The organism is Actinomadura chibensis NBRC 106107, from assembly GCF_001552135.1.
GTDB lineage: Bacteria > Actinomycetota > Actinomycetes > Streptosporangiales > Streptosporangiaceae > Spirillospora > Spirillospora chibensis.
In genome coordinates, this window is sequence record NZ_BCQP01000004.1 from 348,499 (window position 1) to 362,038 (window position 13,540).

Consider the following 13,540-nt stretch of genomic DNA (forward strand, 5'->3'; position numbering starts at 1 on the left):
TCTCCTCGCCTGTGAGCCCACCACGACCCGTGCATAAACCGTCCCGTTCCGCTCGTACCGAAAGTGACGTCATGCGTCCCACCACCAATCCGGCCCGTCCGCTGACCGGGCTCGCGGCGCTCCTCGGGATCGAGCCGGACGGCTGGGACGACGTGTCCGCGACGGGCATCACCCACGACTCGCGGGCGGTGCGCCCCGGCGACGTCTACGCGGCGCTGCCCGGCGCCCGCGCGCACGGCGCCCAGTTCGCGGCGCAGGCGGCGGAGGCGGGCGCGGTCGCGGTCCTCACCGACCCGGACGGGTACGACCGGGCCGCGGCGACCGGGCTGCCGGTGCTGGTCGTGGCGGACGTCCGGGCCAGGCTCGGCGCCGCCGCGTCGTGGGTGTACGGCGAGCCGGGACGCGACATCACGCTGATCGGCGTCACCGGGACGAGCGGCAAGACCACGACCGTCTTCCTCCTGGACGCGGGCCTGCGCGCCGCCGGGATCCAGACCGGCCTGGTCGGCGGCGTCGAGATCCGCGTCGGCGGCGACCGGGTGCCGAGCGCGCTGACCACGCCGGAGGCGACCGACCTGCACGCGCTGCTCGCGATGATGCGGGAGCGGGGCGTCGGCGCGGCCGCGATGGAGGTGTCCAGCCACGCGCTGGCGCAGGGCCGGGTCGGCGGCGCCGAGTACGAGGTCGCGGTGTTCACGAACCTCTCGCAGGACCACCTCGACTACCACCCGACGATGCAGCACTACTTCCACGCGAAGGCGAAGCTGTTCACGCCGGAGTACTCGCGGGTCGGCGTCGTGAACCTCGACGACCACCACGGCCGCGAGCTGCTGGAGATCGCGACCGTGCCGACGACGACGTTCTCGGCGTCCGGCGACCCGGCGGCGGACTGGCGCGCCGAGGACGTCCGGGTCGGCGCGGACGGCAGCGTGTTCCGCGTCGTCGGCCCCGGCGGCATCGAGGCGGACGGGGCGGTCGGGCTCGCCGGGCCGTTCAACGTCGCGAACGCGCTCGCCGCGATCGTGGCGCTGGTGGAGGCGGGCATCCCGCTGCAGACCGCCGTCCGCGGGGTCGCGTCCCTGCCGGGCGTGCCGGGCCGGCTGGAGCGGGTGGACGAGGGCCAGGAGTTCGTCACTCTCGTCGACTACTCGCACAAGCCGGGCGCCGTCGAGGCCGTGCTGACCGCGCTGCGCCCCGTCACCGAGGGCGAGCTGACCGTCGTGCTCGGCTGCGGCGGCGACCGCGACCGGGGCAAGCGCCCGCTGATGGGGGAGGCCGCCGCGCTGCTCGCCGACCGGGCGTACTTCACGAGCGACAACCCGAGGTCGGAGGACCCGCTCGCCATCCTCGCCGCTATGGTCGAGGGCGGGCTCAAGGTGCCGCGGTCCGAACGCGCGCACATCGTGGTCGAGCCGGACCGCGCCGCCGCGATCGAGCTGGCCGTGGCCCGGGCGCGCCGGGGCGACGTCCTCGTCGTCGCGGGCAAGGGGCACGAGCAGGGCCAGAACGTGGCGGGGCAGGTGTTCCCGTTCGACGACCGGGAGGTCGTCCGGGAGGCGCTCCGCCGCCGTTCGAGCCGCCATCCGAGAGGGACAAGAGGGGACGGGACGCAGGCGTGATCCCACTTCCGCTGTCGGCGATCGCGGAGATCACGGGGGGCGGGCGCCACGGGCCCCCGGACGCCGTCGTGCGCGGTCCCGTGGTGATCGACTCCCGCGCGGCCGGGCCGGGGGCGCTGTTCGTCGCGCTGAAGGGCGAGCGCGCGGACGGGCACGACTTCGCGCCCGCCGCGTTCGCCGCCGGGGCGGCGGCCGCGCTGGCGCAGCGCCCGGTGGACGGGCCGTGCGTGGTCGTCGACGACGTCCAGGAGGCGCTCGGGCGGCTCGCCCGCGGCGTCCTCGACCGGCTCCCGGACACGACCGTCGTCGCGGTCACCGGGTCGGCGGGCAAGACGTCCACGAAGGACCTCATCGGGTTCCTCGCCGAGCGGGCCGGGCCGGCGGTCTTCCCGCCCGGGTCGTTCAACAACGAGATCGGGCTTCCGCTGACCGTGCTGCGCGCCGACGAGGGGACGCGGCGCCTCGTCCTGGAGATGGGCGCGCGTGGGATCGGTCACATCGCCTACCTGACCGGGATCGCGCGGCCGGACGTGGCGGTGGTGCTGAACGTCGGGACCGCGCACGTCGGCGAGTTCGGCAGCAGGGAGAACATCGCCCGCGCCAAGGGCGAGATCGTGGAGGCGCTGCCGCCGGGCGGCACCGCCGTGCTCAACGCCGACGACCCGCTGGTCGCCGCGATGGCGTCCCGCACGGCCGGGACGGTCGTCACGTTCGGCCGGTCGGCGGAGGCGACGGTCCGCGCCGCCGACGAGACGCTCGACGACCAAGGCCGGGCCCGGTTCACGCTGGTCACGCCGGAGGGGTCCGCGCCGGTGGCGCTGCGGCTGCACGGCGCGCACGCCGTCCCGAACGCGCTCGCCGCGGCGGCCGCCGCGCGCGCGACCGGGATGGCCACGGCGGAGATCGCCGCGGGCCTCGCGGAGGCCGTGCCGGTGAGCCGGTGGCGGATGGAGGTCACCGAGCGGGCCGACGGGGTGACCGTGGTGAACGACGCCTACAACGCGAACCCCGACTCGACGCGCGCCGCGCTGGACGTCCTCGCGCACATGGCCCGGGGCCGCCGCGCGTTCGCCGTCCTGGGCGAGATGGCCGAACTGGGAGACTCCTCCCCGGCCGAGCATGCCAAGATCGGGGAGCACGCCGCGCGGTGCGGGCTCGCGGGGCTCGTCGTCGTCGGCGCGAACGCGGCGCCGATCGCGGACGGAGCGGCGCGGGTGGGGTCATGGACGGGAGAGTGCGTGCAGGTGGATGACGTCGGCGCGGCGGTGACCGCGATCGGCGGGCGGCTCGCGCCGCCGGACGTCGTGCTGGTCAAGGGCTCCCGGGTGGCCGGACTGGAACGGGTCGCCGAGGCGATCCTCACGGAGGATCTCCGATGACCAACATCATCATCGCGGCGGGTGTCGCGCTGATCTTCGTGATGGTCGGGACGCCGGTGTGGATCCGGATCGTCCAGCGGCTCGGCTACGGGCAGATGATCCGCGACGAGGGCCCGGAGGCGCACCTCAACAAGCGCGGCACCCCGACCATGGGCGGGACGGTCTTCATCGTCGGCTCCCTCGTCGGGTACGCGGCCGCGCACCTGTTCACCGGGACCGAGCCGACGATCTCCGGCGTCCTCGTGCTGTTCCTGATGACGGGCCTCGGCCTCGTCGGGTTCGTGGACGACTACATCAAGGTGTTCAAGCAGCGCAGCCTCGGCCTGCGCAGCGGCGCCAAGATGATCGGCATCATCCTCGTCGGGGTGGTGTTCGCGGTCGGCTCGCTGAACTTCCCGAACGGCTACGACATCACCCCCGCCGACCCCCACCTGTCCTTCCTGCGCGACTTCGGCCCCTCGATCGGCCCGTACCTGTTCGTGGTGTGGGCGCTGCTGCTCATCGCGGCCATGTCCAACGGCGTGAACCTCACCGACGGGCTGGACGGCCTCGCCGCGGGCCCGGCCGGGATGGTGCTCGCCGCCTACGTCATCATCGGGAACTGGCAGCTGCGCAACAGCTGCACCGACTTCGCCCTCGCGCCGAACTGCTACAGCGTCCGCGACCCCCTCGACCTCGCGGTCGTCGCGGCGGGCGTGCTCGGCGGCGTGTTCGGCTTCCTGTGGTGGAACGCGCCCCCCGCGAAGATCTTCATGGGCGACACCGGCTCGCTGGCCCTCGGCGGCGTCCTGGTCGGCCTCGCGATCCTCACCCGGACGCAGTTCCTGCTCGCCATCCTGTGCGGGCTGATCGTGATGATCACGCTGTCGGTGATCATCCAGGTCGGCGGGTTCAAGCTGACCAAGAAACGGGTGTTCAAGATGGCCCCGCTGCAGCACCACTTCGAGCTGTCCGGCTGGGCCGAGACGACGATCGTGGTGCGCTTCTGGCTGATGTCCGCGCTGTTCGTCGCGATCGGCATCGGCCTGTTCTACCTGGAATGGATGCCGAAGAAGTGACCGACCGCCCTTCCGCCGGCGGCGCGTCCGCCGGGAGCGCCTTCGCGGGCCGCGCCGTCTGCGTCGCCGGGCTCGGCGTGTCCGGCCGCGCCGCCGCCCGCGTGCTCGCCGCGCACGGCGCCCGCGTCACCGCCGTGGACGCCCGCGACGACGCGGCGCAGCGCGGCCGCGCCGCCGAGCTGGAGGCCCTCGGGGTCGACGTGCGGCTCGGCGACGGCGACGCCCTGCCCGCGGGCACCGAGCTGGTGGTGACGTCGCCGGGCTGGCGCCCCGACACCCCGCTGCTCGCCGCCGCCGCGGCCGCCGGGATCGAGATCATCGGCGAGGTCGAGCTGGCATGGCGGCTGCGGCCGGAGAACGCCGCGCCGTGGCTCGCGATCACCGGGACGGACGGCAAGACCACCGTCGTCCGGATGCTCGCGTCCATGCTCACCGCCGCCGGGTACAAGGCCCTCGCGGTCGGCAACGTCGGGACGCCGATCGTGGAGGCCGTCGCCGAGCCGTACGACGTCCTCGCCGTGGAGCTGTCGAGCTACCAGCTGCACTGGTCGAGCTCGGTCCGGCCGCTCGCCGCCGCCGTGCTGAACGTCGCGCCCGACCACCTCGACTGGCACGGCTCGATGGAGGCCTACGTCGCCGCCAAGGCCACGATCTTCGCGGCGGGCTGCGTCGCCGTGTTCAACGCCGACGACGACACCTCCACGGCGCTCGCCGAGCGCGCCGAGGGCGTGGCCCGGCGGGTCGGCTTCACCCTGCGGGTGCCGCGTCCCGGCGAGTTCGGCGTCGTCGACGAGCTGCTGGTCGACCGCGCCTTCACCGGCGACCCGGGCACCCAGGCCGTGGAGGTGGCCGCGCTCGGCGACGTCCGCCCGTTCGCGCCGCACAACGTCGCGAACGCGCTCGCCGCCGCCGCGCTCGCCCGCGCCCACGGGGTGCCGCCCGACGCGGTCCGGGAGGGGCTGCGCGCGTTCGTGCCCGACCCGCACCGCATCCAGCACGTCGCGGACGTCGCGGGCGTCGCCTACGTCAACGACTCCAAGGCGACCCAGCCGCACGCGGCCGCCGCGTCCCTCGCCGCCTACCGCAACGTCGTGTGGATCGCGGGCGGCCTGCTCAAGGGCCTGGACGTCGACGACCTCGTCCGCTCGTGCGCCGGGCGGCTGCGCGGCGCCGTGCTGATGGGGCGCGACCGCCACCGGCTCGCCGAGGCTCTCGCGCGACACGCCCCGGATGTCCCGGTCGTGGACGTCCCCGACACCGACACTGGGGCCATGGACCGCGTCGTGACCGAGGCCTCCGGGCTCGCCCGCCCCGGGGACACCGTGCTGCTCGCGCCCGTCGGGGCGTCCTTCGACATGTTCACCGACTACCCGGCGCGCGGCGACGCGTTCATCGCGGCCGTCCGGCGCCTCGCCGACGCGCGCCGCGCGGCGGGCGCCCCGGCACGACCGGGGGCGGGGCCGGGCGGCGCCGCCGCGGCGCGGGACGCGGACTAGCCGTGGCCGCCGCGACCGGGGAGGGGAGCGGCGGACGTCCGGGGCCGCGGGAGCAGGTGGTCGCCGCCGTCGGGCTGCTCGACCGTCCCCTCACGTCCTACTACCTGGTGCTGGGCTGCTCGGTGATGCTGCTCGCGCTGGGGCTGACGATGGTGCTGTCGGCGTCCAGCGTCAAGCAGCTCCAGGAGACGGGGTCGGCGTACACGCTGTTCCAGAAGCAGGCCGTGTGGATGGCGATCGGGCTGCCCGCGATGTGGGTCGCGTCGCGGCTGCCGGTGAAGACGTTCCGCGCGCTGGCCTACCCGCTGCTGCTGCTGTCGGTCGTCGCGCTGGCGCTGGTCCTGATCCCCGGGCTCGGGCGCAGCGCGGGCGGCGCGACCCGGTGGGTGGACCTCGGGCCGGTGCAGATCCAGCCGTCGGAGCTGGCGAAGCTCGCGCTCGTGCTGTGGGGCGCGGACCTGCTCGCCCGCAAGGAGCGGCTCGGCCAGCTCACCGAGTGGCGGCCGCTGCTCGTCCCGCTGATGCCGGGGGCGGGCGCGCTGGTCCTGCTGGTGATGCTGGGCAGCGACCTCGGGACGACCCTCGTCCTGCTCACCATCTTCCTCGGCCTGCTGTGGGTCGTCGGCGCGCCGGGACGCCTGTTCGTCGGCATCGCCGGGCTGGTGTGCCTGCTCGTGTCGATCCTCATCGTCGTCGAGCCGTACCGGATGCAGCGCCTCACCGGGTTCCTCGACCCGTCGGGGAACCAGCTCACGACGAACTACCAGGGCACGCAGGGGCTGTACGCGGTCGCGTCCGGCGGCCTGTTCGGCACGGGCCTCGGCGAGGGGCGCGCCAAGTGGGACTTCCTCCCGCACGCCGAGACCGACTTCATCTTCGCCATCGTCGGGGAGGAGTTCGGCCTCGTCGGGACGCTCGTCGTCCTCGGCCTGTTCGGCCTGCTCGCCTACGCGGGCCTGCGGATCGCGCGGCGCGTCAAGGACCCGTTCACCCGGCTCGCCGCCGCCGGGGCCACCGCCTGGCTGGTCGTGCAGGCGGTCGTGAACATCGGCGCCGTCATCGGCGTGCTGCCCATCACGGGGATCCCGCTGCCGCTCGTGTCCTACGGCGGTTCGGCGCTCATCCCGAGCCTGTTCGCGCTCGGGATGCTGCTCGCGTTCGCGAAGCGCGAGCCCGGCGCGCGGCAGGCACTCTCCGCACGGGGCCCCGGACCGGTCGTGAGGGCTCTAAGCTGGCTGGGTCTGGCACGGCGTTGAATCCCCCCTTCTGAACACGCTGAGGAGTTGTCAACGAGCATGAGGGTTGTCCTGGCCGGCGGCGGCACCGCCGGACACATCGAGCCCGCCCTGGCCCTCGCGGACGCGCTGCGCCGCAACGACCCGAACGTCGGGATCGTCTGCCTCGGCACGGAACGGGGGCTGGAGACCCGGCTCGTCCCGCAGCGGGGCTACGAGCTCGCGCTGATCCCACCGGTGCCGCTGCCCCGCACGCTGACCCCGCAGCTGCTGTCGGTCCCCGGCCGGCTGCGCGGGGCGATCAACGCGGCGGCGGCCGTCCTCGACCAGGCGCGGGCCGACGTGCTGGTCGGGTTCGGCGGCTACGTCGCGACCCCCGGGTACCTCGCCGCGCGCAAGCGCAAGGTGCCGATCATCGTCCACGAGGCGAACCCGAAGCCCGGCCTCGCCAACAAGCTCGGCGCCCGGTTCACCGAGCACGTCGCCGTCTCGCACGAGAACTCCCCGCTGCCGAACCCGACGTTCGTCGGCATCCCGCTGCGCCGCGAGATCGCCACCCTCGACCGGCTCGCGACGGGCGACAAGGCGCGGTCCTACTTCGGCCTGCTGCCCGACCTGCCCACCCTGCTGATCTTCGGCGGCTCGCAGGGCGCCCGGTCGCTGAACCAGGCCGCGGTGGCCGCCGCGCCGTACTTCCGGCAGGCGGGCATCCAGGTGCTGCACATCGTCGGGCCGAAGAACACCGAGGAGCCCGAGCCCGCGTCCGGCGGCCCGCAGTACGTCACGATCCCCTACTGCGACCGGATGGACCTCGCCTACGCCGCCGCCGACATGGCCATGTGCCGCGCGGGCGCGATGACCTGCGCGGAGCTGGCCGCGGTGGCGCTGCCCGCGGTGTACGTGCCGCTGCCGATCGGGAACGGCGAGCAGCGGCTGAACGCCGAGCCGATCGTCGCGGGGGGCGGCGGGATGCTCGTCGACAACGCCGACCTGTCGCCCGACTGGATCGCCCGGAACCTGCTGCCCGTGCTCGCCGACCCGGGCCGGGTCGCGGCCATGTCCGAGGCCGCCGGGCGGATGGGCCGCCGGGACGCCGACGTCGCGCTCGCCCGGATGGTGTACGACGTCGTCCACGCGGCGGGCGCCGCCCGATGAGCCTGATCGATCCCCGCGACGCGGTGCCCGCCGGCGAGCTCGGCCGGGTCCACTTCATCGCGATCGGGGGCGCGGGGATGTCCGGGATCGCCCGGATCATGCTGCGCCGCGGCATCGCCGTGTCCGGCAGCGACGCCCGTGACTCCGAGCTGCTCGCGCAGCTCGCCGAGCTGGGCGCGAAGGTCTTCGTCGGGCACGACGCCGCGCACGTCGGCGACGCCGACACGGTGGTCGTGTCCACCGCGATCCGCGACTCGAACCCGGAGCTGGTCGCCGCGCGGGAGCGGGGGCTGCGCGTCCTGCATCGTTCCAGCGCGCTGGCCTCGCTGATGGCGGGGCGCCGCGCCGTCGCGGTCGCGGGCACGCACGGCAAGACGACCACGACGTCGATGCTGACGGTCGCGCTCCAGCACGCGGGGGCCGACCCGTCCTACTGCATCGGCGGGCAGCTCGTCACGACCGGCCTCGGCGCGGACGAGGGCAGCGGCGACGTGTTCGTGGCCGAGGCCGACGAGAGCGACGGCTCCTTCCTCAGGTACACGCCGCACATCGCGGTGGTCACCAACGTCGAGGCCGACCACCTCGACAACTACGGCGGCTTCGACAAGGTGAAGGAGAACTTCGCCCGGTTCGTCGACCGCGTCGAGCCCGGCGGGACGCTCGTCGCCGGGGCCGACGACCCGGTCGCCGTGGAGCTCGCCGGACGGGCCAGGGCGCGGGGGCTCGCCGTCCGGACCTACGGCACGTCCGAGGGCGCCGACCTGCGGGTGACCGGATTCACCCCGCGCGGCCTCGGCTCCCGGTTCGACATCGAGGGGGTCGGCGAGATCACGCTCGGCGTCCCCGGCCGGCACAACGCGCTGAACGCCGCCGCCGTCGTCGCGGTCGCGCGGACGCTCGGCGTCGACGACGCGCAGGTCCGCGCGGGCCTCGCCGCGTTCGGCGGGGCGATGCGGCGGCTGGAGCGCAAGGGCGAGGCGGGCGGCGTCGAGGTCTTCGACAGCTACGCCCACCACCCGACCGAGCTGACCGCCGACCTGGAGGCCACCCGCGACTACCTGCGCGGCAAGGACGGCGGCGGCCGCCTCGTCGCGGTGTTCCAGCCCCACCTGTACAGCCGCACCCGGTTCTTCGCCGCCGAGTTCGGCGCGGCGCTCGGGCTCGCCGACACCGCCGTCGTCCTCGACGTGTACGGCGCCCGCGAGGACCCGGAGCCCGGCGTGACCGGCGCGCTCGTCGCCGACGCCGTCCCGGACGGCACCCGCGCGGTGTACGCGCCGGTCCGCGACGAGGTCCCGGCCGTCGCCGCGTCGCTCGCCCGGCCGGGCGACGTCGTCATCACCCTCGGCGCCGGGGACGTGACGCAGCTCGGCCCGCTCATCCTCGACCGGCTCGCGGGCGCCTGACCCGGCGGGACACGCCGGGCCCCGCGCGGTCGGCGGCGTCCGGCGGCGCGGCTGCCAAGCTTGGGCCCATGACCGAAACCGGGACGAGCCGACCGGGCGCCGCCGCCCCGGCGGCCGGGCGCCCCCGCCCGAACCGGTGGAAAGCGATCTTTGTCACGCTGCTCGTGCTCGGCGCGCTCGGCCTGGTGACGTGGGTGCTGCTCGGCTCGCGGCTGCTGGTGGTGCGGCACGTCGAGGTGGCGGGGGCGCATCTGGCGTCCCGCGACCGGATCGTCGGCGCGGCCGGGATCGACCTCGGCACGCCGATGGCGCGGCTCAAGACGGGCGCGGTCGCCGAGCGGGTCGAGCGGCTCCGCGAGGTCGAGTCGGCGGACGTGGAGCGGCGGTGGCCGGGGACGGTCCGGATCGTCGTCCACGAGCGGGTGCCCGTCGCGGTGTACGAGCGCGGCGGCCGCTACTCAAGGATCGACCGGCACGGCGTCGTCGTGGCCGACGACGAGTCGCGGGTCTCCGGGCTTCCGATGCTCGCCGTCGCGTCCCCCGGGCCGTCGGACCGGGCGACGCTCGCGGCCCTCAGCGTGCTGTCCGACCTGCCGAAACGCGTGCGGGAGCGGCTCGGCGAGGTCGCCGCGACCGGCCCGGACGCGGTCACGCTGACCATGGCGGGCGGCCAGACGGTGGTGTGGGGCGGCGCGGAACGGGCAGAAGAGAAGATCCGGCTGCTGGACGCCCTGTGGCGCACCGCGGCGGGACGCGCCGTCCGCACCGTGGACGTCAGTTCGCCCGAGATCCTCAAGACGCGGTGACGGCCGCGCTCGGATCGCCTCGGGCGCCGTCCCGTGTGTCGGGGCGATTCCGGGCGTCCGATGGGGCACGCTGGAACGACCGGCCCCGATCGGGCGGCCGGCGCGGACGAGGCACGGACGAGGCGCGGACGAGGGGAGGCGACGGCGGCGTGAGCGGTGCGGTGGCGCCCGGGCGAGGTTCGACAAGCAGGGCAAACCCGTGTCCAGTGCGACACGCCGGTGGAGTTCGGGGGAGGTTAGTTGACCCTGGCGGTAAGGCCGCCCTACTGTCCGTATCAGTCCTCAGGTTGACATAACTGTAAGCCTCAAGTTGAGGGTGAGGGTTCGGGGAGGGACCGGTCGTCGCGACCGGGTCACGCTCCGGGCGCGGCCCAGAAGTGCACACAGGTCAGGAAACACCGCGGCGGCACGGTCGGCAGACCGGGCAGGGCGGTCGGAGAGAGCGGAAAGGCCCCTCGTCGTGGCAGCACCGCAGAACTACCTCGCGGTCATCAAGGTCGTCGGCATCGGCGGCGGCGGCGTCAACGCCGTCAACCGGATGATCGAAGAGGGACTCAAGGGCGTCGAGTTCATCGCGATCAACACGGACGCCCAGGCGCTGCTGATGAGTGACGCCGACGTGAAACTGGACGTGGGCCGCGAGCTCACCCGCGGCCTCGGCGCGGGCGCGAACCCCGACGTCGGCCGCAAGGCCGCCGAAGACCACCGCGAGGAGATCGAAGAGGTGCTCAAGGGCGCCGACATGGTCTTCGTCACCGCGGGGGAGGGCGGCGGCACCGGCACCGGCGGCGCGCCCGTGGTCGCCAACATCGCCCGCTCGCTCGGCGCCCTCACGATCGGCGTGGTCACGCGCCCGTTCAGCTTCGAGGGCAAGCGCCGCGCCATGCAGGCCGAGGCCGGCATAGAGACCCTGCGCGACGAGGTCGACACCCTCATCGTCATCCCGAACGACCGGCTGCTGTCGATCTCCGACCGGCAGGTCAGCGTGCTGGACGCCTTCAAGGCCGCCGACCAGGTGCTCCTGTCCGGTGTCCAGGGCATCACCGACCTGATCACCACGCCGGGCCTGATCAACCTCGACTTCGCCGACGTCAAGTCCGTCATGTCCGGCGCCGGGTCGGCCCTCATGGGCATCGGCTCCGCGCGCGGCGACGACCGCTCGGTCGCCGCCGCCGAGATGGCGATCTCCAGCCCGCTGCTGGAGGCCAGCATCGACGGCGCGCACGGCGTGCTGCTGTCCATCTCCGGCGGCTCCGACCTCGGCCTGTTCGAGATCAACGAGGCCGCGCAGCTCGTGTCGAACGCGGCGGCGCCGGACGCCAACATCATCTTCGGCGCGGTCATCGACGACGCGCTCGGCGACGAGGTCCGGGTCACCGTGATCGCGGCCGGGTTCGACGAGGGGCGCCCCGCCAAGCCCGCCCCCGAGCCGGAGGCGAAGCGGCTGCCGCCGCCACCGCGCCCGGCGCCGTCGGCCGCCGGGACCGGCGCGCCGGCCAACCCGATCCCGAGCCGGGTCGGCCGGTCCGACTCCGGCGCGCACCAGACCGTCTCGCAGCAGGCGCCGCACCAGTCGGTGGCGCAGGCCGCCGCCGCGCCGCAGCCCACCGCGCCCGCCCCGCCGCCGCGTCCCGAGAGCCCGCCGCCGCCCGCGCCGGGTCCCGCGCAGGGAAAGAGCGAGCGGCCCGCGGCCGGGCGCGAGGAGTCCGCCCGTCCGGAGGGCGCCGGGCAGCAGTCCGGCCCGTCCGGCGACCACGCGGGCCCCGGTGGCGACTCCGGTTCGCGCGCCCCCGCGCCGCGCCCCGCGTCCGAGCAGTCCCCCTCCCGCGTGCACGCGGGCGAGAACGACGGCGGGCCCGCCGCGTCCGGGCAGCGCCGCCGTCCCGTGGTGTTCGACGAGGACGACGACCTCGACGTCCCCGACTTCCTGAAGTGATCACCGCCGTCGCCCTGGGCGACGGCGCCGGCGCCGCCTTCACCGGCCGCGCCGGCGGCGTGAGCACCGCCCCCTACGACTCGCTCAACCTGGGCGGCGCGGTCGGCGACGATCCCGCCGCGGTCCGGGAGAACCGGCGCCGCGCCGCCGCCCTGCTCGGCACCGACCCCTCGCGCACCGTCTTCATGCGGCAGGTCCATGGCGCCGACGTCGCGATCGCCGCGTCCCCCGACCTGCCCGGCCCCGTCGACGCGGTCGTCACGACCGTGCCGGGGCTCGTCCTCGCCGTCCTCGTCGCCGACTGCGCGCCCGTCCTGCTCGCCGACCCCGCCGCCGGGGTCGTCGGCGCCGCGCACTCCGGCCGTCCCGGAACGGCGGCCGGGGTCGTCCCCGCCCTGCTCAAGGCCATGGTCGAGCACGGCGCCGACCCCGCGCGCACGACCGCCGCGATCGGCCCCGCCGCGTGCGGCGCCTGCTACGAGGTGCCCGCCGGGATGCGGGACGAGGTCGCCGCCGCCGTCCCCGCCGCGTACTCGACCACGGCCAAGGGCACGCCGGGCATCGACATCCGCGCGGGCGTCGCCGAGCAGCTCGCCGCCGGGGGCGTGACCGGGGTGCGCGTCGACCCGCGCTGCACCATCGAGGACCCGGGCCTCTTCTCCTACCGCCGCGAGGGCCGCACCGGCCGCTTCGCCGGATTCGTCTGGCTCACCGGATGACCGCTCCCGCCGGCCCCGCCGAGCGCCGGGCCGAGCTGGCGGACGGCCTCGCCGCCCTCCGCGCCCGGATCGGCGCCGCCTGCGCCGCCGCCGGGCGCGACCCGGCCGAGGTCACGCTGATCGCGGTGACCAAGACGTTCCCCGCCTCCGACGTGCGGCTGCTCGCCGGGCTCGGCGTGACGGAGGTCGGCGAGAACCGCGACCAGGAGGCCCGCCCGAAGGCGGCCGAATGCGCCGACCTCCCGCTCACCTGGCATTTCGTCGGACGCCTCCAGACCAACAAGGCCCGCGCCGTCGCCGGGTACGCCGACGTGATCCACTCGGTGGACCGCTCCAGGCTCGTCCGCGCCCTGTCCGACGCCGCCGTCCGCGCCGGGCGCACGCTGCGGTGTCTCGTGCAGGTCTCGCTCGACCCCGCCGAGGCGGCGGGGGGCCGCGGCGGCGCCGCGCCGGACGCGGCGCCCGGCCTCGCCGCCGAGATCGCCGCCGCGGCGGCGCTGGACCTCGGCGGCGTGATGGCCGTCGCCCCGCTCGGCGCCGACCCGCGCCCCGCCTTCGCCCGGCTCGCCGAGGTCGCCGCGGAGATCCGCCGGAACCATCCGGACGCCCGGATCGTCTCTGCGGGTATGAGCGGCGATCTGGAACAGGCGATCGCGTGCGGCGCGACACACCTGCGGGTCGGTACGGCGTTGCTCGGCGGCCGACGGGCAATCGTCAGGTAATGTCCCCCC

11 protein-coding genes are annotated in these 13,540 nt (G+C 75.2%); all 11 read left to right on the forward strand.

The features are described from left to right. Positions 1 to 71: 71 nt before the first annotated feature. Positions 72 to 1,619 (forward strand): UDP-N-acetylmuramoyl-L-alanyl-D-glutamate--2,6-diaminopimelate ligase, encoded by a 1,548-nt coding sequence (locus tag ACH01S_RS03485; protein ID WP_067885199.1) that lies wholly within the window; start codon positions 72 to 74, stop codon positions 1,617 to 1,619. Then, on the forward strand, positions 1,616 to 2,998 hold the full coding sequence (locus tag ACH01S_RS03490; RefSeq protein ID WP_067885201.1) for a UDP-N-acetylmuramoyl-tripeptide--D-alanyl-D-alanine ligase: 1,383 nt from the start codon (positions 1,616 to 1,618) through the stop codon (positions 2,996 to 2,998). Before ACH01S_RS03485 ends, ACH01S_RS03490 begins: the two co-directional genes overlap by 4 nt. Beyond that, complete coding sequence (mraY, locus tag ACH01S_RS03495) at positions 2,995 to 4,056, forward strand: phospho-N-acetylmuramoyl-pentapeptide-transferase (protein ID WP_067885203.1); 1,062 nt, start codon at positions 2,995 to 2,997, stop codon at positions 4,054 to 4,056. The genes ACH01S_RS03490 and mraY overlap by 4 nt, the downstream gene beginning before the upstream one ends. Further along, positions 4,038 to 5,552: a UDP-N-acetylmuramoyl-L-alanine--D-glutamate ligase gene (gene murD / locus ACH01S_RS03500; protein ID WP_083980251.1), complete on the forward strand. Its 1,515-nt coding sequence runs from the start codon at positions 4,038 to 4,040 to the stop codon at positions 5,550 to 5,552. Before mraY ends, murD begins: the two co-directional genes overlap by 19 nt. Positions 5,553 to 5,554: 2 nt before the next feature. Further along, positions 5,555 to 6,808, forward strand: coding sequence for a putative lipid II flippase FtsW (gene ftsW, locus ACH01S_RS03505; RefSeq protein WP_067885205.1), 1,254 nt, complete (start codon positions 5,555 to 5,557; stop codon positions 6,806 to 6,808). A gap of 39 nt (positions 6,809 to 6,847) precedes the next feature. Then, a complete protein-coding gene (gene murG / locus ACH01S_RS03510; protein ID WP_067885207.1) occupies positions 6,848 to 7,942 on the forward strand; it encodes an undecaprenyldiphospho-muramoylpentapeptide beta-N-acetylglucosaminyltransferase in 1,095 nt (364 codons plus the stop codon). Next, positions 7,939 to 9,348 carry a UDP-N-acetylmuramate--L-alanine ligase gene (gene murC, locus ACH01S_RS03515; RefSeq protein WP_067885209.1) on the forward strand — a complete coding sequence of 470 codons (1,410 nt, stop codon included), beginning with the start codon at positions 7,939 to 7,941 and terminating at the stop codon, positions 9,346 to 9,348. The genes murG and murC overlap by 4 nt, the downstream gene beginning before the upstream one ends. A gap of 68 nt (positions 9,349 to 9,416) precedes the next feature. After that, positions 9,417 to 10,154: a cell division protein FtsQ/DivIB gene (locus ACH01S_RS03520; protein ID WP_067885211.1), complete on the forward strand. Its 738-nt coding sequence runs from the start codon at positions 9,417 to 9,419 to the stop codon at positions 10,152 to 10,154. A 460-nt stretch (positions 10,155 to 10,614) separates the two neighbouring features. Next, entirely contained in the window at positions 10,615 to 12,090 is a 1,476-nt protein-coding gene (gene ftsZ, locus ACH01S_RS03525) for a cell division protein FtsZ (protein ID WP_067885213.1), read from the forward strand. After that, positions 12,087 to 12,809: a peptidoglycan editing factor PgeF gene (pgeF, locus tag ACH01S_RS03530; protein ID WP_067885215.1), complete on the forward strand. Its 723-nt coding sequence runs from the start codon at positions 12,087 to 12,089 to the stop codon at positions 12,807 to 12,809. The genes ftsZ and pgeF overlap by 4 nt, the downstream gene beginning before the upstream one ends. Continuing rightward, entirely contained in the window at positions 12,806 to 13,531 is a 726-nt protein-coding gene (locus ACH01S_RS03535) for a YggS family pyridoxal phosphate-dependent enzyme (protein WP_067885217.1), read from the forward strand. Before pgeF ends, ACH01S_RS03535 begins: the two co-directional genes overlap by 4 nt. Positions 13,532 to 13,540: the final 9 nt, after the last annotated feature.

Bases quoted from the DNA above. Each gene is read 5' to 3' on its own strand.
- murC (WP_067885209.1), top strand. From the start codon at position 7,939: ATGAGCCTGATCGATCCCCGCGACGCGGTGCCCGCCGGCGAGCTCGGC.
- ACH01S_RS03520 (WP_067885211.1), top strand. From the start codon at position 9,417: ATGACCGAAACCGGGACGAGCCGACCGGGCGCCGCCGCCCCGGCGGCC.
- mraY (WP_067885203.1), top strand. From the start codon at position 2,995: ATGACCAACATCATCATCGCGGCGGGTGTCGCGCTGATCTTCGTGATG.
- ACH01S_RS03485 (WP_067885199.1), top strand. From the start codon at position 72: ATGCGTCCCACCACCAATCCGGCCCGTCCGCTGACCGGGCTCGCGGCG.
- murD (WP_083980251.1), top strand. From the start codon at position 4,038: ATGGATGCCGAAGAAGTGACCGACCGCCCTTCCGCCGGCGGCGCGTCC.
- murG (WP_067885207.1), top strand. From the start codon at position 6,848: ATGAGGGTTGTCCTGGCCGGCGGCGGCACCGCCGGACACATCGAGCCC.
- ACH01S_RS03535 (WP_067885217.1), top strand. From the start codon at position 12,806: ATGACCGCTCCCGCCGGCCCCGCCGAGCGCCGGGCCGAGCTGGCGGAC.